The sequence below is a fragment of the Actinotalea sp. genome, from assembly GCF_035443605.1.
Taxonomy (GTDB): Bacteria; Actinomycetota; Actinomycetes; order Actinomycetales; family Cellulomonadaceae; genus Actinotalea.
In genome coordinates, this window is record NZ_DAORSQ010000001.1 from 43,522 (window position 1) to 68,272 (window position 24,751).

Annotated in this window: 26 protein-coding genes; 15 read left to right on the plus strand and 11 right to left on the minus strand. The window is 74.1% G+C overall.

Annotated features, from left to right (window positions below; all coding sequences use genetic code 11):
- Positions 1–16: 16 nt before the first annotated feature.
- The 9 genes from PKY62_RS00240 to PKY62_RS00280 form a co-directional block, all read right to left on the minus strand.
- The gene (locus tag PKY62_RS00240) at positions 17–1,831 is read right to left on the minus strand and encodes a DEAD/DEAH box helicase (protein WP_324533647.1); all 1,815 of its coding nucleotides are present in this window, start codon (positions 1,829–1,831) and stop codon (positions 17–19) included.
- Complete coding sequence (locus tag PKY62_RS00245) at positions 1,828–2,169, minus strand: DUF3039 domain-containing protein (protein WP_324533649.1); 342 nt, start codon at positions 2,167–2,169, stop codon at positions 1,828–1,830. The genes PKY62_RS00240 and PKY62_RS00245 overlap by 4 nt, the downstream gene beginning before the upstream one ends.
- A 116-nt stretch (positions 2,170–2,285) precedes the next feature.
- The gene (nagB, locus tag PKY62_RS00250; RefSeq protein ID WP_324533651.1) at positions 2,286–3,071 is read right to left on the minus strand and encodes a glucosamine-6-phosphate deaminase; all 786 of its coding nucleotides are present in this window, start codon (positions 3,069–3,071) and stop codon (positions 2,286–2,288) included.
- Positions 3,059–4,036: an ROK family protein gene (locus PKY62_RS00255; protein ID WP_324533653.1), complete on the minus strand. Its 978-nt coding sequence runs from the start codon at positions 4,034–4,036 to the stop codon at positions 3,059–3,061. Before PKY62_RS00255 ends, nagB begins: the two co-directional genes overlap by 13 nt.
- Entirely contained in the window at positions 4,033–4,944 is a 912-nt protein-coding gene (locus PKY62_RS00260) for a carbohydrate ABC transporter permease (RefSeq protein ID WP_324533655.1), read from the minus strand. The genes PKY62_RS00255 and PKY62_RS00260 overlap by 4 nt, the downstream gene beginning before the upstream one ends.
- Positions 4,941–5,897, minus strand: a complete 957-nt coding sequence (locus tag PKY62_RS00265) for a carbohydrate ABC transporter permease (protein ID WP_324533657.1) — start codon at positions 5,895–5,897, stop codon at positions 4,941–4,943. The genes PKY62_RS00260 and PKY62_RS00265 overlap by 4 nt, the downstream gene beginning before the upstream one ends.
- Before the next feature lie 270 nt (positions 5,898–6,167).
- Positions 6,168–7,496, minus strand: coding sequence for an extracellular solute-binding protein (locus PKY62_RS00270; protein WP_324533659.1), 1,329 nt, complete (start codon positions 7,494–7,496; stop codon positions 6,168–6,170).
- Positions 7,497–7,591: 95 nt separating this feature from the next.
- Complete coding sequence (locus tag PKY62_RS00275) at positions 7,592–8,755, minus strand: ROK family transcriptional regulator (protein WP_324533662.1); 1,164 nt, start codon at positions 8,753–8,755, stop codon at positions 7,592–7,594.
- A 22-nt stretch (positions 8,756–8,777) separates the two neighbouring features.
- Positions 8,778–9,761: an oxygenase MpaB family protein gene (locus PKY62_RS00280; RefSeq protein WP_324533664.1), complete on the minus strand. Its 984-nt coding sequence runs from the start codon at positions 9,759–9,761 to the stop codon at positions 8,778–8,780.
- A gap of 95 nt (positions 9,762–9,856) precedes the next feature.
- Here PKY62_RS00280 and PKY62_RS00285 point away from each other — a divergent pair, with 95 nt between their 5' ends.
- The 15 genes from PKY62_RS00285 (at position 9,857) to PKY62_RS00355 (ending at position 23,377) form a co-directional block, all read left to right on the plus strand.
- Positions 9,857–10,891, plus strand: a complete 1,035-nt coding sequence (locus tag PKY62_RS00285; RefSeq protein WP_324533666.1) for a DUF4349 domain-containing protein — start codon at positions 9,857–9,859, stop codon at positions 10,889–10,891.
- A gap of 198 nt (positions 10,892–11,089) precedes the next feature.
- Positions 11,090–12,328 (plus strand): TadA family conjugal transfer-associated ATPase, encoded by a 1,239-nt coding sequence (locus PKY62_RS00290; RefSeq protein WP_324533668.1) that lies wholly within the window; start codon positions 11,090–11,092, stop codon positions 12,326–12,328.
- A gap of 3 nt (positions 12,329–12,331) precedes the next feature.
- Entirely contained in the window at positions 12,332–13,189 is an 858-nt protein-coding gene (locus PKY62_RS00295) for a type II secretion system F family protein (RefSeq protein WP_324533670.1), read from the plus strand.
- The gene (locus PKY62_RS00300; RefSeq protein WP_324533672.1) at positions 13,186–14,130 is read left to right on the plus strand and encodes a type II secretion system F family protein; all 945 of its coding nucleotides are present in this window, start codon (positions 13,186–13,188) and stop codon (positions 14,128–14,130) included. The genes PKY62_RS00295 and PKY62_RS00300 overlap by 4 nt, the downstream gene beginning before the upstream one ends.
- Positions 14,131–14,174: 44 nt before the next feature.
- A complete protein-coding gene (locus PKY62_RS00305; protein ID WP_324533674.1) occupies positions 14,175–14,351 on the plus strand; it encodes a hypothetical protein in 177 nt (58 codons plus the stop codon).
- Positions 14,352–14,415: 64 nt separating this feature from the next.
- The gene (locus PKY62_RS00310) at positions 14,416–14,760 is read left to right on the plus strand and encodes a pilus assembly protein (RefSeq protein ID WP_324533676.1); all 345 of its coding nucleotides are present in this window, start codon (positions 14,416–14,418) and stop codon (positions 14,758–14,760) included.
- Entirely contained in the window at positions 14,757–15,269 is a 513-nt protein-coding gene (locus tag PKY62_RS00315; protein ID WP_324533678.1) for a pilus assembly protein, read from the plus strand. Before PKY62_RS00310 ends, PKY62_RS00315 begins: the two co-directional genes overlap by 4 nt.
- On the plus strand, positions 15,266–15,832 hold the full coding sequence (locus PKY62_RS00320) for a pilus assembly protein TadG-related protein (protein WP_324533681.1): 567 nt from the start codon (positions 15,266–15,268) through the stop codon (positions 15,830–15,832). Before PKY62_RS00315 ends, PKY62_RS00320 begins: the two co-directional genes overlap by 4 nt.
- Positions 15,833–15,843: 11 nt before the next feature.
- Positions 15,844–16,950, plus strand: coding sequence for a peptide chain release factor 2 (gene prfB, locus PKY62_RS00325; protein WP_324533683.1), 1,107 nt, complete (start codon positions 15,844–15,846; stop codon positions 16,948–16,950).
- 60 nt (positions 16,951–17,010) lie between these two features.
- On the plus strand, positions 17,011–17,910 hold the full coding sequence (locus PKY62_RS00330) for a hypothetical protein (protein WP_324533685.1): 900 nt from the start codon (positions 17,011–17,013) through the stop codon (positions 17,908–17,910).
- 170 nt (positions 17,911–18,080) lie between these two features.
- Complete coding sequence (gene ftsE / locus PKY62_RS00335) at positions 18,081–18,770, plus strand: cell division ATP-binding protein FtsE (RefSeq protein ID WP_324533687.1); 690 nt, start codon at positions 18,081–18,083, stop codon at positions 18,768–18,770.
- A gap of 10 nt (positions 18,771–18,780) precedes the next feature.
- Positions 18,781–19,695 (plus strand): permease-like cell division protein FtsX, encoded by a 915-nt coding sequence (gene ftsX, locus PKY62_RS00340; protein ID WP_324533690.1) that lies wholly within the window; start codon positions 18,781–18,783, stop codon positions 19,693–19,695.
- A gap of 5 nt (positions 19,696–19,700) precedes the next feature.
- Entirely contained in the window at positions 19,701–21,023 is a 1,323-nt protein-coding gene (locus PKY62_RS00345) for a peptidoglycan DD-metalloendopeptidase family protein (protein WP_324533715.1), read from the plus strand.
- A gap of 51 nt (positions 21,024–21,074) precedes the next feature.
- Positions 21,075–21,545 carry an SsrA-binding protein SmpB gene (smpB, locus tag PKY62_RS00350; protein ID WP_324533692.1) on the plus strand — a complete coding sequence of 157 codons (471 nt, stop codon included), beginning with the start codon at positions 21,075–21,077 and terminating at the stop codon, positions 21,543–21,545.
- Positions 21,542–23,377 carry a DUF2207 domain-containing protein gene (locus tag PKY62_RS00355; protein WP_324533694.1) on the plus strand — a complete coding sequence of 612 codons (1,836 nt, stop codon included), beginning with the start codon at positions 21,542–21,544 and terminating at the stop codon, positions 23,375–23,377. The genes smpB and PKY62_RS00355 overlap by 4 nt, the downstream gene beginning before the upstream one ends.
- Positions 23,378–23,442: 65 nt before the next feature.
- On the opposite strand, the gene PKY62_RS00360 is transcribed toward PKY62_RS00355, so the two are convergent.
- Both PKY62_RS00360 and PKY62_RS00365 read right to left on the minus strand, forming a co-directional pair.
- Positions 23,443–23,712, minus strand: a complete 270-nt coding sequence (locus tag PKY62_RS00360) for an HPr family phosphocarrier protein (protein WP_324533696.1) — start codon at positions 23,710–23,712, stop codon at positions 23,443–23,445.
- A gap of 143 nt (positions 23,713–23,855) precedes the next feature.
- A complete protein-coding gene (locus PKY62_RS00365) occupies positions 23,856–24,590 on the minus strand; it encodes a histidine phosphatase family protein (protein WP_324533698.1) in 735 nt (244 codons plus the stop codon).
- Positions 24,591–24,751: the final 161 nt, after the last annotated feature.

Sequence of the window (24,751 nt, forward strand, 5' to 3'; positions counted from 1 at the left end):
CGGCCGGGGTCGTCGCTCAGCGGCGGCCGACGAACCAGTCGCGGACCACGGCCGCCCGGGTCTCCAGCTGCTCGGCGCTGGCGAGCGCGACCTCCGGCCCGCCAGAGCGACGGCGCAGCTCGGAGTGCACGGTGCCGTGCGGCTGACCGCTGCGCCGCGCCCACGCGCCGACCAGCCCGTTGAGCTCCTTGCGCAGCTCGGTGAGGCGCCGGTGGTCGACGACCGGCGCGGCCGCGGCCGTGGCCGACCGGCGCGCCTGGACCTGGTCGGCCTGGCGCTGACGCAGCAGCGTGCTCACCTGGTCGGCGTCGAGCAGCCCCGGCAGGCCAAGGAAGTCGAGCTCCTCCGCCGAGCCGACCTCCGCACCCGTGCCGAACTCGCCGCCGTCGAACAGGACGCGGTCGAAGGTCGCCTGCGCGTCGAGCGCCTGGAAGGTCCCCACCAGCCCGTCGGGGCCTACGACGTCCGGGGTGGAGTCGGCGCGCTCGGCCGCGGCGAGCAGCCCGTCGTCGAGGGTCAGCTCACCGGAGAGGATCGGCCGGTCCAGGGCGTGGTCCCGCTCGAGCTCGAGAGCGGCGGCCAGGCCCAGCAGCGGTGCCACGCTCGGCAGGAACACCGAGGCGGTCTCGCCGCGGCGCCGCGCGCGCACGAACCGGCCCACCGCCTGGGCGAAGAAGAGCGGCGTCGCGGTCGACGTCGCGTAGACGCCCACCGACAGGCGCGGCACGTCCACGCCCTCGGAGACCATCCGCACGGCGACCATCCACCGCGCGTCGCCGTCGGCGTACTCCTCGATGCGCTCCGAGGCTCCCGCGTCGTCCGACAGCACCACGACCGGCTCCGCCCCGGTGATCCGGCGCAGGTGCACGGCGTAGGCGCGCGCGTCGGCCTGGTCTGTGGCGATGACCAGACCACCGGCGTCGGGCACGGTGCGCCGCACCTCGGTGAGCCGGCGGTCCGCGGCGGCGAGCACCGCGGGGATCCACTGGCCCTCGGGGTCCAGTGCCGTGCGCCACGCCTGGGCCGCGAGGTCCTTCGTCAGCGGCGCACCGAGCACGGCGCTGACCTCGTCACCCGATCGCGTGCGCCAGCGCATCTGCCCCGAGTAGGTCAGGAAGAGGACGGGCCGCACGACGCCGTCGCGCAGGGCGTCGCCGTAGCCGTAGGTGTAGTCCGCGGACGAGCGACGGATGCCGTCCGCCCCGCGCTGGTACGCGACGAAGGGGATCGGCGCCGTGTCCGAGCGGAACGGCGTGCCCGTGAGGGACAGCCGCCGGGTGGCGGCCTCGAACGCCTCACGGATCGCGTCACCCCAGGTCAGCGCGTCGCCGCCGTGATGGACCTCATCAAGGATGACGAGCGTCGGGGCGGCCTGCGTGCGGGCCGCGTGCAGCGCGGGGCGCATCGCGACCTGCGCGTAGGTCAGCGCCACCCCGTCGAAGTGCGCGCCGTGCCGACCCTGGCTGTTGCGGAACGTCGGGTCGAGGTGCACCCCCACGCGGGCGGCAGCGTCGGCCCACTGCTTCTTGAGGTGCTCGGTGGGCGCCACGACCGTGACCCGGCGCACCACGCCGTGCGCCAGCAGGTCGGTGGCGACCCGCAGCGCGAACGTCGTCTTGCCGGCGCCCGGCGTCGCGACCGCGAGGAAGTCCCGCGGGGCCCGCGCCTCGTACGCGCCGAGCGCGGCAGCCTGCCAGGCGCGCAGCTTGTCGGCAGTACCCCAGGCCGCCCGGCCGGGGAAGGCGGGCGAGAGGTGCGACGCCGCGGACGGCGACGGCGCTGCTGCTGCGAAGAGATCGGGCTGGTGCGCGGCTCCGGACGGCGGCCTCACTTCCCGCCGGGGGCGTCGTTGCCCGGGCCGCCCGAGCCGGGCTGGTCGCCGTCCTGCGGCTCCCGCAGTCCCTCGTAGATCTCCTTGCACACGGGGCACACGGGGAACTTGTTCGGGTCACGGCCGGGCACCCACACCTTGCCGCACAGCGCGACCACGGGGCTGCCGCTCAGCGCGGAGGACAGGATCTTCTCCTTGCGCACGTAGTGCGCGAACCGCTCGCGGTCCCCGGGCTCGAGCTCCTCGCGCACCTCGGTGCGCTCCAGCACGCTCGTCGAGGTGCCGGGGCCGCCGGGCTCGCGCGGGTCGTCGGGCGCGGGGGGCATCGGCTGGCTCATGGTCACCGATTCTACGTCGAGGGGTCCGACACCTGCCGCGCCACCACGCCCACCGGCGCCACCGTGGCCACCACGGCGACGCCCCCGCGACTCCCCCGACCACCCCTCCGGCGGGGCTACAGGCCCTGCCAGGCGGGCTTGGCCGCGTACGTCTCGCGGTAGTAGTCCGCGAGCTGGAGCCGGCTGGCTGCCGCCTCGTCGAGCAGCACCGTGACGTGCGGGTGCAGCTGGAGCACCGTGGCCGGCCACATCGCGCTGATCGGCCCCTCGACCATCTGGTGCACGGCCTCGGCCTTGCCCCGCCCCGTCGCGAGCAGCACGACGTGCCGCGCGGCCACGATCGTCGCCAGCCCCTGGGTCAGGCAGTGCTGCGGCACGGCCGCGACGTCCCCGCCGAAGAACCGCGCGTTGTCCGCCCGCGTCTGGGCCGTGAGCGTCTTGATCCGGGTCCGCGAGGCGAGCGAGGAGCCCGGCTCGTTGAACGCGATGTGCCCGTCGGTGCCGATCCCGAGGATCTGCAGGTCCACCCCGCCCGCCTCGGCGATCGCCGCCTCGTACTGCTCGCACGCGGCGCGCAGGTCGGCCGCCAGGCCGTCCGGGCCCCGGACCGCCCCCGGCACGAAGTCGACGCGGCCGACGAGGTCGCGGTCGATGACCGTCCGGTACCGCTCCGGGTGGTCGGCGGGAAGACCGACGTACTCGTCGAGCGTGAAAGCCTGCGCCCGGGCGAAGGACAGCCCCTCGGTGGCGTGCCGGCGGGCCAGCTCGTCGTACACCGCGAGCGGGCTGGAGCCGGTGGCCAGCCCCAGCACCGCGTCGGGCCGGTCGGCGAGCAGCTGCGCGACGGCGTCGGCCGCGAGCGTGGCCAGGTGCTGCGCCGAGGTCTGGATCACGACTTCCATGACGTCTCCGGGGTGCGGGTGCGGGGCCGGACGGCGAGCGCCGCACCGACGGGGCCGACCGGGAGGCCGGCAGGGACGACGGCGACGCGGTCCGCCAGGGCGAGGCTGCGCAGGAACGGCGAGGTGGCGGCACGGCGCGCGAGCGCTGCGCGCACCGCCGCCACCAGCTCGGCTCCCAGTGCCGCGACGCCCCCGCCCAGGACCACGTGCTCGACGTCGGTCGACAGCACCAGCACGAGCACGGCCGCGGCGACGGCGTCGGCGAACGCGTCGCGGACCGCCTCGGCCGCCGGGTCACCCGCCGCGGCGGCGGCGAAGAGCTCGACGGGTGCCGGGCGGCCCGACCTCGACGGCCACGCGGCGTCCAGGGCCGAGCCCGAGGCGTAGAGCTCGAGGCACCCCCGCTGGCCACAGCTGCACGCCGGACCGTCCGGCCGGTAGGTGACGTGACCGATCTCCCCCGCCGCGCCCGACGCGCCCCGGCGCAGCACGCCGTCGAGCACCAGGCCCGCGGCGAGCCCCGTGCCCAGCGCGAGCAGCGCGAGGTCCCCGCCGAGCCCGAGCAGCCGGGCCGCGCCGAGGGCCGCGACGTTGAGGTCGTTCCCGACGACCACCGGCACCCCCAGGTCGGCACCCAGCCGTGCGGCGAGCGGCAGCGGCTCGACGATGCCGAGGTTCACGGCGTGCGCCACCACCCCGGCCGACGGGTCGACCAGACCGGGGATGCCCACGCCCACGCCGTCGAGCCCAGCGAGCGGCACCCCCGCGGCCACGCACACCTGGCGCACGGCCGTCGCGACGGCACCTACCACGCCGTCGGGCCCGGGCACGGAGTCCAGCCGCGCCTGCGCGCGCACGTCCGCCCCGTCGAGCAGCACGGCGAGCACCTTGGTCCCGCCGACGTCGACCCCGACGCGCGGCCCCGGCTCCCGCTCCGGCCCCCGCTCCACAGCTGTGGCGCTCACCCCTTCACCGCCCCGCTGACCAGCCCGGACGTCATCCGCGACTGGACCACGAGGAAGAACACGATGACCGGCAGCGCGATGAGCGTGGAGGCCGCCATGACCTCGCCCCAGTCCACGCCCCGGTTGGCGCTCGCCGCGAGGAAGGACCGCAGCCACAGCGGCAGCGTCTGCGCCGACTCGGCCGGCAGGGCCACGAGCGCGACCGTGAACTCGTTCCACGCCTGCAGGAACGCGTACACGCCCGAGGCGATGAGGCCGGGGGCGAGGAGCGGGAAGGTGATCCGCAGGAAGGCCTGGGTGCGGCTCAGGCCGTCGACCATCGCGGCCTCCTCGAGCTCTGCGGGCACGCCGGCGACGAACCCGCGCAGCATCCACACGGTGAAGGGCACGATCGCCGCGGTGTAGAGGACCGCGACGCCGAGCACCGCGTTGAGCATCCCCGCCGCGGACAGCATCTTGTACTGCGCGATGAACAGGCCCTCGGCCGGCAGCATCTGGATGAACAGCACCGCGAGCACGAACGACCTGCGGCCGCGGAACCGGAACCGGCTGATCGCCAGCGCGGCGAGGAACGCGAACGCGAGCACCGCCACGACCGTCACGGCCGTGATCGACAGGCTCATCCGCAGCGCCGTGGTGAAGCTGGTGCCCTCGACCACGCGCTCGAAGTTCCGCAGGGACGGCGAGGCGGGCCAGAACGACGGGGTCGGGGACCGCAGCAGGGCGTCCGGGGTGAGCGAGGAGATGATCATCCAGTAGACCGGGAAGGCCCAGACCACCGCGACGAGCAGGGCGACGGCCGCCACGGCCGCCCGGCCGAGCCTGCGGCGCCAGCGACCGGTCGGGACCACGACCGACGGCGCACCGGTCGGCAGCGAGCGGGCGGGGGCGATGCCGACGGCGCTCATGCGGCGTCCTCCTGCAGCAGCGAGCGGACGTAGGGCCAGCTCAGCGCGATGGTGAGCGCGAGCACGAAGATCGAGACGGCGGCCGCGCCGGCGAAGTCCTGGCGGCCCACCCCGAGCTCGAAGATGAAGTTGCCCAGCAGGTTGGTCTCGGCGACCGGGGCGCCGGCGTCCTGCAGCAGCCGGATCTGCGCGAACACCCGCAGGTCCCAGATGACCTGGAGCAGCAGCACGATGGACAGCACCGGCCGGATCATCGGCACGGTGATCCGCCAGAAGATCTGCGCCGGCCCGGCACCGTCGATGGTCGCGGCCTCGATGACCTCGTCCGGCACCTGGGTGAGCCCCGCGAAGACCGACAGCGCCACGAACGGCACCGACATCCACACGATGATCACCGTGGCGACGAAGAAGAAGGAGAGCGGCTGGGCAAGCCAGTTGTGCCCGTCCATCCCGGTGAGCCCCGCCCGGACCAGCAGCCAGTTGATCACCCCGGTGCGCCAGTCGAAGAGCCACTTCCACACGGTCACCGACGCGACCATCGGCATGGCCCACGCCAGCAGCATCGAGATCTGCAGCACGAGCTTGACGGCCTTGCCGGTCGCCTTCATGAGGAGCGCGACGCCGATCCCGATCGCCACCGTGACGAAGGCGTTGACCAGGCAGAACGCGATGGAGCGCGCGACGACGGCCCACAGCCTGTCGTCCGTGAAGATCCGCGCGTAGTTGTCGAGGCCGACGAACGTCGGCGGCTGGCCGAACTGCTGGGCGAGCCCGTACTCCTGGAACGAGGTGACGACCTGCCAGTAGACGGGGTACCCCATCCCGACGAGCATGACGGCGACGGCCGGCAGCACCAGCAGGTAGGGCACGCGCGGCGCACGACGGCGTCGGGGCGGGGGCGGGGCGGGCGCCTCGACCGTGCGCTGCACGGTGAGGTCGGGGCCGGCGGTCATGGGTCCTCCACGCTGAGGACGTGCCGGGGCACGTCGAGGGCTCGCTGGTTCCACGGTGGCACGTCCGGGCGCGCGGCGCGGGCTCGGCGGGTGCGGGGTACGGGGGTGCTGCGTCGCCGCAGGGCGGCCCTGGGCCGCGGGCGGGGGCGGCGCTGGTCGCGCGGTGGCGGCGCTGTCCGCGGGGAGGCGGCGCTGGGCCGCGGGGTGGGCGGGGGTGGCGCCCCGCTCACCGGTCCGACCGTCGCGCGGCCGGACCGGTGAGCACCGGGGTCAGCCCTGGCCGTTGAGCATCGGGGTGAGCATCTCGTCGTACTCGGCGGCGAGCGCCGTGACGTCACCACCCTCGGCGATCTTCTGGAACAGCTCCTCGTAGACGAAGGCGCCCTCGACGGCTGCCCAGCCCGGCGCGGCCGGGGTGAGCTTGGAGGCCGCAGCGGTCTCGATCATCGTGGTCGCGAACGCGTCGTCGCCCAGGGCGGAGACGAAGTCGCTGTTGGCCGGGCCGAGCCCGTTCTCGCCCAGCAGCATCTGGTACTCCTCCGAGAAGATGATCCGCAGGAGGTTCTCGGCGAGCTCCGGGTGCTGGGACTGCGCCGAGATGGCGATGTTGGAGCCGCCGGCGAAGACGGGCGCGATGCCGCCGTCCATGCCGGGCAGGGCGAAGATGCCGAACGTGTCCGCGTCGGCCATGCCGTCCCGGACCTCCTCGCCCTCGTCGTTGGTCGTCAGGTCGCCGATGGACCAGCGGGCCCAGCCCGGCGCCATGATCGTCGCCGCGTCGGGCGCGGTGCCCTCACCGGCGTCGTTGAGGAAGTCCCAGTAGGCGACGTCGCGCTCCGTCGTCGGGATGTTCGAGGCGCCGGCGTAGACGTCCTGCCACATCTCGAGGCCCGCGATGGTCTTGGGGTCGGACAGCGTGGAGGTCCACTCGGTGCCGTCCACCGTGGCGAGCTCGCCGCCGTTGGCGAAGACCCACGAGATGCCGTTGCGCCAGTCCTGGCCGCCCATCGCGAAGCCCGACAGCTCGTCCGTGCGCAGCGCCTTCACGGCGTCGGAGAACTCGGTCAGCGTGGTGGGCACCGCCAGGCCGGCGGCCGTCCAGATGTCCTTGCGGTAGAACATGTAGCGCGAGCCGAAGTAGTACGGCAGCGCGTACTGGGCGCCGTCGACCGAGCCGACCTCGACGAAGGACGGCAGCAGCTTGTCGCCACCGAGCTCCTCGTACATCGCGGACACGTCACGGAACGCTCCGATGGTGGTGAACGTCGGCGCCTGCGTGTTGCCGAGCTCGACGACGTCGGGGGTGTTCTCGGCGTCGGGCAGCGCGGTGGTCAGCTTGGTGACGAGGTCGCCCCAGGACTGCTCCTCGATGACGAGGGTCGAGCCCTCGTTCTGCGCGGCGAAGGTGTCGACCAGGTAGTCGCGCAGCGCCTGCGGGGTGTCGCCGCCGGCCAGCCAGAGGGTGATCTCCGCACCCTCGGTGGCGCCCTCCTCGGTCGAGGTCTCGGTGCCGTCTGCACCGTCGTCGGTCGTCCCGGAGCACGCGGCCAGGGCGAGCACGCCCACCAGACCGAGCGCGAGTCCACTCTTGCGTACCATTCTCACGTTGGAGTTCCTTCCTGAGGAAGGGACGGTGCCGGACAGCGCCGTCCCGGGTGTGTTCTCCGACCTGCAGGCTGGTCGGCTCGGGGTCGTCACGTGACCCCGAGCTGACCGGACAGCACGAGGACAGCGGCCCCGGACAGGGCCCCGTCCTCGCCGAGCGTGGTCATCCGCAGCGCGAGGCCGCCGCTGATGGCCGGCATGGTGCGCTCCTTGAGGGTCGCCAGCGCCGCGAGGCGCAGGGGTCCGTCGAGGAGCTCGGGGGGACCGCTGACCACGACCTCGGAGAGGTTCAGCGCACTGACGACCGGCGCCAGGACGATGCCCAGGCGACGGCCGACCGACGCCAGCGCGGCGTCGGCGGAACGGGGGTCGAGACCGGCGATGCGGGCGCGCAGCGCGCGTGCCGACATGATCGTCTCGAGGCAGCCGGTGCGACCGCACGCGCACGCAGAGGGCGGACCGAACGGCGAGCCCTCGACGTCACGGTCGTCCACGGCCGTGACGTGACCCAGCTCGCCGGCCGCGTGACCATGACCCTGGACCAGCGAGCCGTCGAGCACGATCCCCGCTCCGACGCCCTGCCGGACGGTGAGGACCAGCAGGCCGCTGCCCGCGGCACCGCCGAACGTGAACTCGCCGAGCGCGGCGGTGTTGGCGTCGTTGGCGACGTGCACCGGCAGGCCGAGCGCCGCGCCCACGACGGTGGCGAGCGGCACGTCGTACCAGCCCCGGTTGGGCGCCTCGAGCACCCGGCCGGCAGGGTCGATGACGCCGGGCGAGCCGATGCCGACGCCGAGCACGGGGCACGTGGCCGTCGCGACCAGCTCGGCGCAGAAGGCGATGAGCGCATCGACGGCGGCCTGGCCCGTGAGGCCGGAGCTGGGGGCCGAGCGTCGCACGACGAGCTGGCCGGCGACGTCGACGATGGCGCCGTGCATGAGCTCGTCGTCCGCGAGGTCGACGGCGACGATCTGGAAGGCGTCGGGGCGCAGGTCGACCAGGGTGCCGGGCTTGCCCACCTTGCCCTCGGTGCGGGCCCCGGTCTCGACGACGAGCCCCTCGGCGAGCAGGTCACCGACGAGGTCGGAGACGGTCACCCTGGTCAACCCGGTGGAGCGAGCGAGGTCGGCGCGCGAGCTGGGTCCGGAGTGGAACAGGTGCTGCAGGACCATCGAGCGGTGGTGCGCGCGGGCGTGCTCGGGGAGCACCTTGGTGGTCGGCCGCAGGGCGCGCCCCCAACCCGTTCGCGTCATCACATTTGTTAGTGAACCTTCCTTACATATCCGCCGTCAACCCCGACGGCATCCCCGTGACCACATCGTGACCTCCCGGGGACCGCCCCGCCGGGCCGCCGTCCGGGGCGGGACGGCCCGGCTCGGCCGCGTCGAGGGCCCAGCGGATCGCCACGGTGAGCGCGACGCCGCCCGCGCGGACCACCGACCGCTCGAGCACCGGCAGGTACGGCAGCCCGAGGGGGGCCCGCGCGAACTCCGGGAGCATCGCGATCCCCGCCGCAGCGATCGCACCGTAGGCGGGTCGCACCACGACGGGCAGCGGGGCGTGCAGCAGCAGGAACCGCGCGGCCTCGCGCGCTGCCGGCGTCCCGCGCAGCTCCGGCCGGTAGGCCCGCAGCGTCCGGCCCAGCTCGTCGACCGTCGTCGGCAGGTCCACCGCTCCGAGCGCGTGCCCGACGACGGCGGTCTGCGCCACGTACTCGTCGCAGCCCGCACGGTCGAGCGGCCGCCGCCCGTAGCGCTGGTGCGCCGCGAGGAAGCTGTCCACCTCGGCCACGTGCACCCAGGCGAGCAGGTGCGGGTCGTCTGCGCGGTACGCCTCGCCGTCTGGCGTGGTGCCGTGCACGCGCTTGTGCACGGCGCGGACGATCCGGACCGTCCGCTCCACCTGCTCCGCCGGGCCGAAGGTCGTCGTCGCCAGGAAGGTCGCGGTGCGCTGCAGCCGGCCCCACGGGTCGCTCTGGTAGCCCGAGTGCTCCGCGACGGCCGCCATCGCGCGCGGGTGGAGCGACTGCAGCAGCAGCGCGCGCACCCCGCCGGTGAACATCGAGGCGTCACCGTGCACGCGGGCGATGGCGCTGTCCGGCGCGAACCAGCGCGGGCCGGGGGTCAGGTGGATGGCATCCCGGGCCGCGGACGGGTCCGGCCCGGCGACCTTGCGCAGCACGGCGGCCGCGACCGCGTCCCTCAGGCCGAAGCCCGACGGGCCGCTCCTCCGCATCACCTGCTCCCCCGCACGCGTCACGGGCTGATCGTCACACGGCCACGGTCCAGTGACGAAACGATCACGATGCGCCGATCGGACCCCGGGCGCGCCGGACCGCGCCTACCGTGGCGAGCATGCGCACCCTGGTCCGAGCCCTGGCCCTCGTCACCCTCCTCGCCGTCGCCGGCTGCTCGGGCGGTGGCGCCTCCGACAGCGCCGGGGTCGAGACCGAGGAGATGGCCCCGGCGTCCGACGAGGGCGTCGCGGACGAGGCCGGCGGCGCCGTCGGGTCGGACGGCTCCGTCGGCGTCGTCGGGGCGGACACGGCCGTGGTGGACGAGGACCGCCAGGTGGTCGTCACCGGCTCGGTCTCGCTGCAGGTCGAGGACCCGGTCGCCTCCGCCCAGGACGTCGCAGAGCTCGTCGAGGCCGTCGGCGGGTACGTCTCCGAGCGCGTCGAGCAGACCGCGCGCGAGGGCGTGGACGGCAGCGCGTACCTCGTGGTGCGGATCCCCGCCGACCAGGTGAGCACCACCCTCGAGCAGCTGGGCCGCCTCGGCACCGTGGTCGACACGTCGCTGGTCAGCACCGAGGTCACCGCCCAGGCGCGCGACCTCGACGCCCGGATCCGGGCGCTCGAGATCTCCGTCGCGCGCCTCGAGGACCTGCTCGGCCGGGCGGGCACCATCGCCGACGTCGTGGCGGCGGAGCAGGTGCTCACCGATCGGCAGTCGCAGCTCGAGTCGCTGCAGTCCCAGCGGGCCGACCTCGCCGACCGGGTGGACATGTCGACGATCCGCCTCGACCTGTGGACCGAGGCCGCCGTCCCGGACGAGCCACCGACGGGCTTCCTCGCCGGGCTCGAGACCGGATGGAAGGCGCTCGTCGCGACCCTGAGCGGGGCGCTGGCGCTGCTCGGCGTGCTGCTGCCGTGGCTCGCGTTCGCGGCGCTGCTGGCGGCCGTGGTCCTGCTCGTGCGCCGCACCATGACCCGTCGCCGGCCGCCGCGCGAGCCGGGCGCCGGCCCCGTCCCGTACGCGACGTTCACGGGCCCCGCGCCCACCACCGGTCCGACGACGGCGCTCCCGGTCGAGCAGACCGGGCCGGCGACCCCGGGCGCTCCGGTGGCCCCGGCCGACCCCGCACCCCCGACCCCACCGACGGCCTGACACCACGACCCCCGAGGGCATGGTCCTGGTCCGGATCCGGGCGCGCCTCACCCGGATCCCGACCAGGACCGCACGCGGGCGGGGGCTCGGCCGCGTCCGGCGCCGCACAGATCACCCGAACGAGTTGTCCACAACCCCCTGAACCGGGACGATCCGCTCCCCTATGCTCGGCCCGTGCGGGGGCACCCTCCGCGACGGATGGGGGGTCCGGTGGACGTCGTCGACCAGCTCGAGCACGAGGTGCGCGAGCTCGTCCGGCGCCGGGGGATCGACCCGGTCCGGGACCGCCCCGCACTGCGCGACCTCGTCCGCGACGCCGTCGACGACTACGACGACCGCGCCCTGCGCGGGCACGTCGCGCCGCTGGTCGACCGTGCGGCCGCCACGCGTGCGGTCGAGGACGCCGTCGGCGGGCTCGGCCCCCTCCAGCAGTACCTCGACGACGACGAGGTCGAGGAGATCTGGATCAACTCGCCGGCCGAGGTGTTCGTCGCCCGCCGCGGCGAGGCGGAGCTCACCACGACGATCCTCACGCGGGACCAGGTGCGCGAGCTCGTCGAGCAGATGCTCAAGGTCTCCGGCCGACGCCTCGACCTGTCGAGCCCGTTCGTCGACGCTGCGCTGCCCGGGGGCGAGCGCCTGCACGTCGTCATCCCGGACGTCACGCGCGACGCATGGGCCGTCAACATCCGCAAGTACGTCGTGCGGGCCACGCACCTGTCCGACCTCGTCGCACTCGGCTCGCTCACGCCGGCCGCCGCCCGGTTCCTCGGCGCGGCGGTCGCCGCCGGGCTCAACGTGCTCGTGTCCGGGCCGACGCAGAGCGGCAAGACCACCATGCTCAACGCGTTGGCCGGCTCGATCCCGCCGCGCGAGCGCGTCATCAGCTGCGAGGAGGTCTTCGAGCTGCGGATCGGGCACCGGGACGTCGTCGCACTCCAGTGCCGCCAGCCCAGCCTCGAGGGCACCGGGGAGATCACCCTGCGGCGCCTCGTCAAGGAGGCCCTGCGGATGCGGCCCAGCCGCATCATCATCGGCGAGGTGCGCGAGGCTGAGAGCCTCGACATGCTCATCGCGCTCAACGCCGGCGTGCCGGGGATGTGCACCGTGCACGCCAACAGCGCACGCGAGGCCCTGACCAAGATCTGCACTCTGCCGCTGCTCGCCGGGGAGAACGTCACCGCAGGCTTCGTCGTGCCGACCGTTGCCACCGCGATCGACCTCGTCGTCCACCTCGACGTCGACGCCCGCGGTCGCCGCCGCACGCGCGAGGTCGTCGCCGTGCCGGGCCGGGTCGAGGGCGGCGTGGTCGAGACCGCGGACGTGTTCCACCTGCGCGGCGACCGGTTGGTCCGCGCCGAGGGCTTCCCGCCGCACGCCGAGCGGTTCGCGCGGATCGGCGTGGACCTCGCGGAGCTGCTGCGGGACGGGGACTGAGCCGTGGGCGTCGTCACGGGGCTGCTGCTCGGGGCCGGGACGTGCCTGCTGCTGTGGGCCGTCACCTCCGAGCCGCCCGCCGCGCGCCGGCGCCCGCGCTGGCTCGATGCGCTCGCCGACGTCCTCGTCCAGGCCGGGGCGCCAGGGGTCAGCCCCGCCGCCCTGCTGACGACGTGCGTGGGCTCCGGCACGCTGACCTGGCTGCTCGCCGCCGGCCTGACCCGCACGCCGGCCATCGCGACGAGCTTCGCCGTCATGGCCGCCTACGCACCGCTGGCGCTGGTCCGCGGCCGCGCCCGACGGCGCCGCGCGGCGTTGCGCGGGGTATGGCCCGAGGTCGTCGACCACCTGGCCTCGGGGATCCGCGCTGGCCTCTCGCTGCCAGAGGCCATCGGCCAGCTCGGGGAGCGCGGCCCGGTCGAGCTGCGGCCCGCCTTCACGGCGTTCGCCGAGGACTACCGCGTCACCGGTCGGTTCGGCGAGTGCCTCGACGCGCTCAAGTCCCGCCTGGCCGACCCGGTCGCGGACCGGATCGTCGAGGCCCTGCGGGTCACGCGGGACGTCGGCGGCACCGACCTGGGCCGGCTGCTGCGCACGCTGTCGGCGTTCCTGCGGCAGGACGCGCGGACGCGCGGCGAGCTCGAGGCCCGCCAGTCGTGGACGGTCAACGCGGCACGGCTGGCCGTCGCCGCCCCGTGGGTGGTGCTCGCCCTGCTGGCGACGCGCCCCGAGGCTGCCGTCGCGTACGGCACCACGGCGGGGGCAGCCGTGCTCGGGCTCGGCGCGGCGAGCTCCGCGGTCGCCTACCACCTCATGGTGCGGATCGGGCGCCTGCCCGAGGACGTCCGGGTGCTGCGGTGAGCCCGGACCTGCCCGGCGCTGGGCTGGGCGCCCTCGTCGGCGCGATCGGCGGTGTCGGCCTGTGGCTCGTGGTCTGGCGGCTCGCGGCGCGTCGCCCCCGCCTCGACGACCGCCTCGCGCCCTACCTGCGCCCACCGGTGCGCACCTCGGGCCTCCTGCGAGTGCCCGCGGTCCACACCCCGTTCCCCACCGTCGAGCGCCTGCTGGCCCCGGTGATGGCCGACGCCGTGCGGCTCGTCGAGCGGATCGGCTCGCCCACAGCCGACCTGCAGGCCCGGCTCGCCCGGGCCGGGCGCGGCACCACGGTCGAGCAGCTGCGCGCCGAGCAGGTGGTCGCCGGCGCCCTCGGCACCGCGGCCGGGCTCGGGGTGGCTCTCGCGCTGGCGACCGGTCGCGGGATGCACCCCGTGGCGGGGGTCGTCGTGGTGCTCACCGGAACCCTGACGGGCCTGGTCAGCAGCGACCAGCTGCTGAGCCACCAGGTGCGCACGCGCGAGGAACGCATGCTCGCGGAGCTGCCGACGGTGGCCGAGCTGCTCGCGCTGGCCGTCGGCGCCGGCGAGGGCGCGCTCGGAGCCCTCGAGCGGGTGGCCCGGACCACCCGCGGTGAGCTGGCCGGCGAGCTGGGCCGGGTGGTCGCCGACACGCGTGCCGGGACACCGCTGAGCGTCGCCCTCGAGCGGCTCGCCGACCGCACCGGCGTGGTCGCGCTGTCCCGGTTCGCCGAGGCGATCGCCGTGGCCGTCGAGCGGGGCACCCCGCTGGCCGAGGTGCTGCGCGCGCAGGCGGAGGACGTCCGCGAGGCCAGCCGCCGCGCCCTCATGGAGTCCGGCGGCCGCAAGGAGGTCGCGATGATGGTGCCGGTCGTCTTCCTCATCCTTCCCGTGACCGTCGTGTTCGCCGTCTTCCCCGGGCTCGCCGCCCTGAGGCTGGACCTGTGACCCACCGACCCCCACGCACCGACCCCCCACCCCAGGAGGACACCGTGACCCCCATCCGTCGCCTGCTCGTCGAGGACCGCGAGCGCGGGGACGTGCCCGGCTGGGTGCTCGTCACCCTCATGACGGCCGGGCTCGTGCTCGCCCTGTGGGCCGTCGCGGGCCCCGCGCTGACCGACGTCTTCGAGTCGGCGATGGCGCGTGTCACCTCGTTCGGCGGCTGACGTTCAGGACGCCCCGCGGCGCTCACCCGCGCGCACCCGTCGGCGCGACTCGGGATCCGCCGTCGTGGACTTCGTCCTCGTCGGCACGCTCACCACCCTGCTCTTCGCGTCGGTGCTCCAGCTGGCCCTCGCGCTGCACGTGCGCGCCACCCTGGTCGACTGCGCGGCCGAGGGCGCCCGCTACGGGGCGCTGGCCGATCGCACCGCGGCCCAGGGCGCGCAGCGCGCCCGCGACCTCATCGGCCTGTCGCTCGCCCCCGGCTTCGCGCAGGACGTCACGGCGGAGGTCACGGTGCTCGACGGCCTGGACGTCGTGCGGGTCGAGGTCACCGCGCCGCTGCCGCTGCTCGGCCTGGTCGGCCCGCAGTCGCTCACCGTCGACGGGCACGCCCTGCGGGAGCTCCCGTGAGGCGCCCGGACCGAGCGGTGCGCGGAGCGCGCGCGGATGCCGGGAGCGCCGTCGTCGAGTTCCTCGGGGTGGCCCTCGTGCTGCTGGTGCCCGTGGTGTACCTCGTCCTGGTGCTCGGCACGCTGCAGTCGGCCGCCTTCGCCGTCGAGGGCGCGGCCCGCGAGGCCGTGCGCGCCTACGTCACGACGGCGGCGCACGAGCAGGCGGCTCGGGACCCGGGCGGCGGGGCGGCATCGGGCGACGCGGCCACGGCCCGGGCCGGGGCGAGGGCGCTGGCGGCCGTCGGGCTGGCCCTGGCCGACCAGGGCCTGGACGATCCTTCGGCGCAGGCCGTCACCCTGGACTGCGCGCCGGGCTGCGCCGCCCCGGGATCGAGCGTCACCGCGACGGTCGAGGTCGACGTGTCCCTGCCCGGCGTCCCCGGCTGGCTGACCGCCGTGGTGCCGCTGTCGATCCCCGTCAGCGCGAGCGCGACGGGCACCGTCGAGGCCTTCGGCGGTACCCCATGACCGCCCGCACCAGCACGACCGACAGCGCCGGCCGGCCTACCCACCCCGCCAGGACCGACGACGCAGGACCGCCCGCCCGGCACCGTCGACGCGAGCTCCACGGCGACGACGGCCAGGTCATGCTGCTCTCCATCGCCTACGGCGTCCTGGCCCTGCTGCTGGTCACGGTCGTCGTCTCGGCGAGCAGCATCCACCTGGACCGCAAGGAGCTGCTCGCCCTGGCGGACCTCACCGCGCTGGCGGCGGCCGACGCGCTCGACGAGGACGCCTACTTCGGCCGGACCGCGAACCCGCCGCCGTGCGCGCCGGGCTGCCCCGGCGGCGCCGACCTCCTCGTCCTGTCGGACGCGTCGGTCCGCACCGCCGCGGAGGACTACCTCGCCGCCGCCGCCGCCACCGCCGGCCTCGAGCGCCTCACCCTCGTCGATGCCGGTACCCCCGACGGTCGCACCGCGCAGGTGCGCCTGCGGGCGCTGGCGCGGCCCAGCCTGCTCAGCTGGATCACCGCACCATGGCAGGACGGCGTCGTCCTCGACGTCACCGCCGCCGCACGGGCCGGGTAACCTGACCGGTTGTGGCCGCCACCGACTTCCCCGCCGAGATCTCCGCCCTGCGCTCGACCCTGGGCACCATCACCGCGGTGAGCAACCCGGACGCGCTGCGCGCGAAGGTCGTCGAGCTGTCCGCGCAGGCCTCGGCGCCCGATCTGTGGGACGACACGGACAAGGCCCAGGCTGTCACGTCCGCGCTGTCCCACGCCCAGTCGGAGCTCGACAAGCTCGCGTCCTTCGAGCAGCGCCTCGACGACCTCGAGACCCTCGTCGAGATGGCCGTCGAGGAGAGCGACGAGGAGACCCTCGCGGACGCCGAGTCCGAGCTCCTCGGCCTGCGCAAGGATCTGGGCGCGCTCGAGGTCCGCACCCTGCTGGCCGGGGAGTACGACGAGCGCGACGCCGTCGTGACCATCCGCGCGGGCGCCGGCGGGGTGGACGCCGCGGACTTCGCCGAGATGCTCATGCGGATGTACCTGCGCTGGGCCGAGCGGCACGGCTACCCCGCGTCGGTGCTCGACACGTCCTACGCCGAGGAGGCCGGGCTGAAGTCGGCGACCTTCGAGATCAAGGCGCCGTACGCCTTCGGCACGCTGTCCGTCGAGGCCGGCACGCACCGCCTGGTGCGCATCTCGCCGTTCGACAACCAGGGCCGGCGCCAGACGTCGTTCGCCGCGGTCGAGGTGGTCCCGCTCATCGAGGGCACCGACCACATCGACATCCCCGAGAACGAGATCAAGGTCGACGTCTTCCGCTCGTCCGGCCCCGGCGGGCAGTCCGTCAACACGACCGACTCGGCCGTGCGCCTGACCCACCTGCCCACCGGCACCGTGGTGTCGATGCAGAACGAGAAGTCCCAGATCCAGAACCGGGCGGCGGCCCTGCGCGTGCTGCAGTCGCGCCTGCTGCTGCTCCGCAAGGCCGAGGAGAAGGCCACCCAGAAGGAGCTCGCCGGCGACATCAAGGCGAGCTGGGGCGACCAGATGCGCTCGTACGTGCTGCAGCCGTACCAGATGGTCAAGGACCTGCGCACCGAGCACGAGGTCGGCAACCCCGCTGCGGTCTTCGACGGCGACATCGACGGCTTCATCGAGGCCGGCATCCGCTGGCGCCGGGGTCAGAGCGCCTGATCGCGGCCCGACGGGACCTTGATCCCGTCGCCCGACCGTCGGGCCCGCCACGCTGTGCCCATGCCCCTGATCTGCACGGACACCACTCTGCACGGCGCGGCGCCGACGACGACCGCCCTGGACCCGGGGCAGGCGCGCTGGTGGCTGGCGGCGTCAGCTTCGGCCGCGGGCCTCGCCGCCGCGGCGAGCGCCATGGGCCTGCTCGACGTGGCGGGCACCTACGGCCGCGAGACGGCGTCGTTCGTGGACCAGGCCGTCGCGCAGGACGTGGTGAACCTGGTGCTGGTCGCGCCGGCGACGCTCGCGCTCGCCTGGCTCGCCCGCCGCGGCAGCGCACGGGCGGCCCTGCTGTGGCTGGGCGTGCTCTCCTTCACCGTCTACAACTACGTCATCTACACGATGGCGATCCACGTCGGCCCGCTGTGGCTCGCGTGGGTCGCGGTGCTGGGTGCGAGCCTGTGGTCGCTCGTCGGCGGGCTGAGGGCGCTCGACCCGGCAGCCGTCGTCGCCGCGCTGCGCCCGCCGCCCCGGCGCACGGTCGGGGTGTTCCTCGTCGTGGTCGCCGCGCTGTTCACCCTGCTCTGGCTCTCCGACATCGTCCCTGCGGTGCTCGCGGGTCGGTTGCCCGACGGCGCCGTCGAGCTCGGCCTGCCGGCCAACCCGGTGCACGTGCTCGACCTGGCGTTCTACCTGCCCGCGGTGCTCGCGATCGGCGTGCTGGTGCTGCGGCGCCGTCCCCACGGCATCGCGCTGTCACCGATCGCCCTGGTGTTCCTGCTGCTCACGGGCCTGCCGATCATCGTGACCCCGATGACGACGACCCTGCGCGGGGGCGAGGCGGTGTGGGCAGCGGCCGGCCCGGTCGGCGTGCTCACCCTCGCGACCGCCGCGGTCCTCGCCGTCGCCCTGCGCCGCCCTCGACCCGGGACCCCGGCCGGGCCCACGAGCCAGGGCGCCTGATCGCAGCACGCTGTCCGACTTCGTCCCGGTTCACCCGCGCACGCACAGCCCGGGTGCGGCGTGTCCCGGCCGGTCCTGCGCGGACCCGTGCCTACCCTCGAACGAGCACCTCTGTGCTCGGCGTGCCCGCACGCCACCGTCCCTGCCCCCGACGACTGGTCCTCAGCACCGTGATCCGACTCGAGAACGTCACCAAGGTCTACGCGCGCGGCGCCCGCCCGGCGCTGGACGCCGTCGACCTGGAGATCGAGCGCGGCGAGTTCGTCTTCCTCGTCGGGGCGTCCGGCTCGGGCAAGTCGACCCTGCTGCGCCTGGCCCTGCGCGAGGAGCGCCCGTCCGCCGGCAAGGTGTTCGTGGCGGGCAAGGACCTGTCCACCCTGTCGACGTGGAAGGTGCCCCACCTGCGCCGCCAGATGGGTGCCGTGTTCCAGGACTTCCGCCTGCTGCCCAACAAGACGGTCTTCGAGAACGTCGCCTTCGCCCTGCAGGTCATCGGCAAGCCCAAGCACCACATCATGACGACGGTGCCCGACACGCTCGAGCTCGTCGGTCTGGGCGGCAAGGAGAAGCGCCGCCCGCACGAGCTGTCCGGCGGCGAGCAGCAGCGCGTCGCGATCGCCCGCGCCTTCGTCAACCGGCCGAGCATCCTGCTCGCCGACGAGCCCACCGGGAACCTCGACCCGACGACGAGCGTGGGCATCATGCGCCTGCTCGACCGGATCAACCGCACCGGCACCACGGTGGTCATGGCCACGCACGACGACGAGATCGTCGACCAGATGCGCAAGCGCGTCATCGAGCTCGACATGGGCCAGGTGGTGCGCGACCAGTCGCGCGGCGTCTACGGCTCGGACCGCTGAGGGGCGCGCCATGAGACTGCAGTTCATCCTGTCCGAGATCGGTGTCGGCCTGCGCCGCAACCTCTCGATGACCATCTCCGTCATCCTCGTCACCTTCGTGTCGCTCACGTTCGTCGGCGCTGCAGGGCTGCTCCAGCTCCAGATCAACGAGATGAAGGACGACTGGTACGACAAGGTCGAGGTCTCGATCTTCCTGTGCCCCGCCGACTCCGAGGTGCCCACGTGCGCCGGCGGCGAGGCCACCGCCGAGCAGATCGACGCGCTGCGCACCGAGCTCGAGGGCGAGGAGCTGAGCCCGTACGTCAAGGAGATCTTCTTCGAGTCGAAGGAGGACGCGTTCGCGTCGTTCACCGAGCAGTTCGCCGACGAGTTCTGGGCCCAGGGCGTCACGGCGGACGACCTGCAGGCCTCGTTCCGGGTGGCCCTCGTGGACCCCGAGCAGTACCAGGTGCTCTCCGACCTGTTCACGGGCCGCCAGGGCGTCGAGGAGGTCCGCGACCAGCGCGAGGTCATCGAGCCGCTCATCCTCGTGCTCAACCGCGCGAGCCTCGTCGCGGCAGCCCTGGCCGCCGTCATGCTGCTCGCCGCCGTGCTGCTCATCACCACCACCATCCGGCTGTCGGCGATGAGCCGCCGCCGCGAGACGGGGATCATGCGCCTCGTCGGGGCGTCGAACCTCTTCATCCAGCTGCCGTTCATGCTCGAGGGCGCGATCGCGGCGACCATCGGCGCGGCGCTGTCGGTGGCCGGGCTGTGGTTCGGCGTGAAGTACCTGGTCGAGGACTGGCTCGCCCAGTCCGTGCGGTTCGTCCAGTACATCGGCACCGACGCGGTGTGGACCATCGCCCCCGCGCTGCTGGTCATCGCGATCGGCCTCGCCACCGTCTCCTCGGTGGTCACGCTCAGCCGATACACGAAGGTGTGACCGTGATGCGACCGAGCCCCCGCCCCGTCACCGCCCGCCTGCGCACCGTCGCGGCGGGGATCGTCGCGGCACTGCTCACCACGCTCGCGCTCGCCGTCGGCTCCGTGCCGGCCGCGGCGGACGAGCTCGACGACCAACGGGCCCAGACCGAGGCACGCCAGGCCGCCGTCGACGCCGCCCTCGAGGCGCTCGCCGCCGAGCTCGAGCACACCGATGCCGCACTGGTCCAGGCCTACGCGGAGCTCCAGGGGATCCAGGCGCAGATCCCCGTCGCGGCCGAGCAGCTGGCCACCGCGGAGGGCCTCCTCGCCCAGCTCCAGCGCGAGGCCGCGATCATCGCGGACCGCCTCGCCGCGGCGCAGGCGGAGGAGGCGACGATCGCCGGGCAGATCGCCACCGACACGGCCCGCGCGGACGTCACCCGCGCGGCGATCGGGCAGATGGCGCGCGACGCGTACAAGGGCGACATGGCGTCCTCGTCCCTGTCGGCCGTGCTCGACGCCGGCAGCACGGACGAGTTCGTCGAGCAGTCCGCGCTGGCGTCGATGGCGCTGCGCACCCAGACCCAGGCGCTGCGCGACCTCGACCAGATCCTCGGCGTCAACCGCAACCGCGAGGTGCGCCTGGCCGCCGTGCGCGAGCAGATCACGGCGCTCAAGGCGGAGGCCGACGCCAAGGTGGCGCAGGCCGCCGAGGCCGCCGCGCAGGCCGCCGCGCGCAAGGCGGAGCTCGACGCCCTGGAGGCCGAGGCCCGCGACAAGGCCGCCGTCATCGAGGCGCAGAAGCAGTCGCAGCTGGCGCTGGAGGCAGAGCTCGAGGCGCAGGAGGCCGCGCTGGCCGCGGACCTCGCCGCGATCGTCGCCGCGCAGGAGGCCGCCCGCCGGGCCGCGGGCCAGTCCCCCGTGGGCTCCACCGCCGCGCAGCCGTTCACCAACCCGACCTCGGTCAACCCGATCTACAAGACGTCGGACTACGGCAACCGGTTCCACCCCGTGCTGCTCTACTGGCGCCTGCACGCCGGGACGGACCTGCGCACGTACTGCGGCACACCGATCTACGCCGGTGCCGCTGGCACGGTGCAGTGGGCCTACTACCGGGCCGGCTACGGCAACCAGGTGATGGTCAACCACGGGTACTGGAACGGCAGCTCGCTGATGTCCAGCTACAACCACATGTCGAGCTTCTCGGTCGGCCAGGGCCAGCAGGTCTCCCAGGGCCAGCTGCTCGGCTACTCGGGCAACACCGGGACGTCGGCGGCGTGCCACCTGCACTTCGAGGTGTACGTCAACGGCGCGACGGTCGACCCGTGGCCGCTCATCTCCCGGTGAGCCGCGGATAACCCTGCGGGTGCCGCGCCGCCGATCGCCTAGCCTGGACCCATGGCCAAGGAGACGGGACGCAAGCTCGTCGCGAGCAACAAGAAGGCGCGGCACGACTACCACATCGACGACACGTTCGAGGCGGGCCTCGTGCTGACCGGCACCGAGGTCAAGGCGCTGCGGGCCGGCCGCGCGTCGCTGGTCGACGGGTTCGGCAGCGTGGACCACGGCGAGGCATGGCTCGAGGGCGTCCACATCCCCGAGTACACCGAGGGCACCTGGACCAACCACGCGCCGCGGCGCAAGCGCAAGCTCCTCCTGCACAAGCACGAGATCGAGGAGCTGGCGCGCGAGACGCAGGCCAAGGGGCACACCATCGTGCCGCTGTCGCTCTACTTCGTCGACGGCCGCGCCAAGGTGGAGATCGCGCTGGCGCGGGGCAAGAAGGAGTACGACAAGCGGCACACCCTGCGCGAGAAGCAGGAGAACCGCGAGGCCCAGGCGGCCATGAGCCTGCGCAAGCAACGGTGAACGCCCGCCCGCTGCTCGTGGCGGTCGGCGCCCTGCTCGCCCTCGTCCTGCCCGCCGGTGCCGCGGCCGCGGATGCCGAGGACCTCGTCGCGCGGTACGCCATGGCCATCGAGCTCGACGCCGACGGCACGGCGCACGTGGTGCTCGACCTCGACATGGACTTCGGCACGGAGCCCAACCGGGGGCCCTTCCTCACCTACGTCGTCAAGCAGCGCTTCGACGACACCCAGGACCGCGTGTTCCGCTACACGAACATCGAGGCGTCCAGCTCGACCGGCGCCGTCGACACGGTCGACGTGGAGGAGTCCGACGGCTGGCTCGAGATCCGGATCGGGGAGGAGGACCGCGACGAGTTCACCGGCGTGCAGTCCTACCGGATCACCTACGACGTCGACGGCTGGGTCAACACGGCCGCCTTCTTCGGCCCGACGACGGGGCTCAGCGACGACGAGCTCTACCTCAACGTCATCGGGGCGCGCTGGGAGGTCCCGCTCGAGCGGATCAGCGTCACGGTCACCGCCCCCGTCCCGGCCACGGCGGCGGACTGCTTCGCCGGCTACGGCAGCAGCACCGCGCGGTGCACCGCCGCGCAGGCCGGCGACACCGCGGTGTTCCGCCAGGGCCGGCTCGACATCGGTGAGCAGCTGACCGTCGTCGCGGCCTACCCGGCGGGCACCTTCGAGGCCGAGCCGATCCTCCAGGAGCGCTGGGCGGTGGGTCGCGCCTTCAGCCTCAACCCCGGCACCGGGGCGGTCGCGGCGCTCGTGGCGCTGGGCGGCGGGGCCTTCGCCGTCACGCGGGCGCGGCGCCGCGGACGCGACGACCAGTACCTCGGCCTGACGCCGGGGCTGAGCCCTGCGCCCGGCCAGCAGGCCGCCGTCGGCGCCCGCCGGCGCTCCCCCGTGGCGGTGCAGTTCACACCGCCGGTCGGCTTCCAGGCCGGCCAGCTGGGCACGCTCGTGGACGAGAAGGCGGACCCGCACGACGTGACGGCGACGATCGTCGACCTCGCGGTGCGCGGGTACCTCCTCATCCAGCAGGTCCCGCCGGGAGACGAGTTCGACGAGGTCGGCTGGCGCCTCATCCGGACGGCGCGGCCGGCGGACGGCCTGCTCGCCTACGAGCAGACGCTCCTGAGCAGCATGTTCGAAGGGCGCGAGCAGGTCGAGCTCGAGGAGCTGCGCACCACGTTCGCGGCCTCGATGATCGAGGTCCAGTCGCAGCTGTACGAGGACGTCACCGCGCGCGGGTGGTTCCGCGGCAACCCGAGCTCGGTCCGCAACGCCGCGGTGGGCTGGGGCATCCTGGTCATGGTCGGCGGCATCGGGCTGACCGTGCTGCTGGCCGCCCGCACCTCGTGGGGGCTCGTGGGCCTGCCCGTGGTCGCCGTGGGCATCCTCATGATCGCGATGTCCGGCAGCGCCCCCGCACGCACGGCGGACGGATCGGCCGTGCTGGCCCAGGCCGAGGGCTTTCGGCTGTACCTGGCGACGGCCGAGGCCGACCAGCTGCGGTTCGAGGAGGGCCAGGACCTCTTCAGCCGCTACCTGCCGTACGCGGTCGCGTTCGGCCTGACGGAGCGCTGGGCGCGGGTGTTCGCCGATCTCGCGGCGCGCGGCGCGGATCTGCCCACCCCCGCCTGGTACCTCGCCGGGCCCGGCTACGGCCCGTTCTGGGCCAGCGGTGCGCTGTTCGCCCAGGACCTGTCGACCTTCACGCACCTGGCTGACACCGCCATCTCCGCGCCGACGCCCGGGTCCGGCGGATCCTCCGGGTTCAGCGGTGGCTTCTCCGGCGGTGGGGTCGGCGGGGGCGGCGGCGGCTCGTGGTGAGCCGCTCCCCCGCGCGCTGACCGGCCCGGCCGGGAAGGGGCCGGCCGGCCCCGCGCGTCAGGGCATCAGAGCGCGTCGAGGTCCGTGGCCAGCATGGCCGCGAGCCGGTCCAGCGCCGCATCCGCGTCGGGGTCCTCCGAGGTGAGCAGCACCTCGTCGCCGTGCCCGATGCCCAGGCTCATCACCATGAGGATGCTCGACGCATCCACCGCGGGGCCGCCCTCGCGGCCGACGAGCACGTCGACCCCGCATCCCCCGGCCGCCTGCGTGAAGAGCGAAGCGGGCCGTGCGTGCAGCCCCGACGCCGCCATGATCGTCACTCGTCGCAAAGACACCTGTCCGACTCCTTCGTCCCCTGGCTGCGCAGCGGGCCGGCGGGCGCCGACCCACAAAAAAAGACCCGGAACGGTGCGCGGCCGGCGGCCGCTGCACGTTCCAGGTCTTGCCTGATCGAGATCAGTAACAATCCAGTCCCGAGTTATACGCCCGGCTCCGACCCGCCGTCAACCCGTGGCAACGGCGGCACACCGACCGCCTCGCCGGACGGATCCACCCCCACGGCGACCACCTCGCGGCGCCCGTCCGGGTGGATGTGCACCGTCGTGACGCTCGCGTTGAGCAGGGGTGCGTCGGGCCTGGCGTCGGCCATCACGAGGTAGGCCATGAGGGTCACCCCGTGGCTGACCACCAGCACCGTCTCCCCCGGGCCGTGACCCTGCTCGATCTGCGCGAAGACCTGCGTGACGCGCTCGAGGTAGACGTCCCCCGGCTCGCCGCCTGGCAGCCCCGGGAAGTTCCCCTCGAAGACCTCCCGGAACATCGCGTGGGCGTCGACCTGCCCCCACAGCTCGTGCTCCGGGACGGCCTCGAAGTCGCCGAAGCTGAACTCGCGCAGACCGTCGTGCCTGGTCAGCGCCACATCAGGGTGATGAACCAGGATGCGCTCCGCGGTCGCGACGGTGCGGCCGGACGGGCTGGCGTAGGCCGCTGAGAGACCCGCTCCCCGCAGGTGCTCCGCCGTCGCGTGGACGCCGGCCCAGCCGTCGTCGGTGAGCTCCGAGTCGCACCAGCCCTGGATCCGGTGCTCGGCGTTGTAGCGGGTGCGGCCGTGCCGCACCAGAAGCAGCGTCAGCGGCGCGTCGGGCGCTGCGGCGGGCCGCTCGGCGGTCGCGGCAGCGTCGGTCTGGTGGGTGGAGGGCTGGTCGTCGGACACGTCCACGATGCTACGCACCAAGGGGGCTAGACATGGACGCGCCGCCGGGTCTAGTCTCCGTCCCGGACGCCTCAGGCGCCCCGCAGAGTCTGGGATTGTTACTGCACGCAGGCAAAACCCAAGCTGTGACAGGTCAGGTTCCTCATCGGGAATCTCGACAG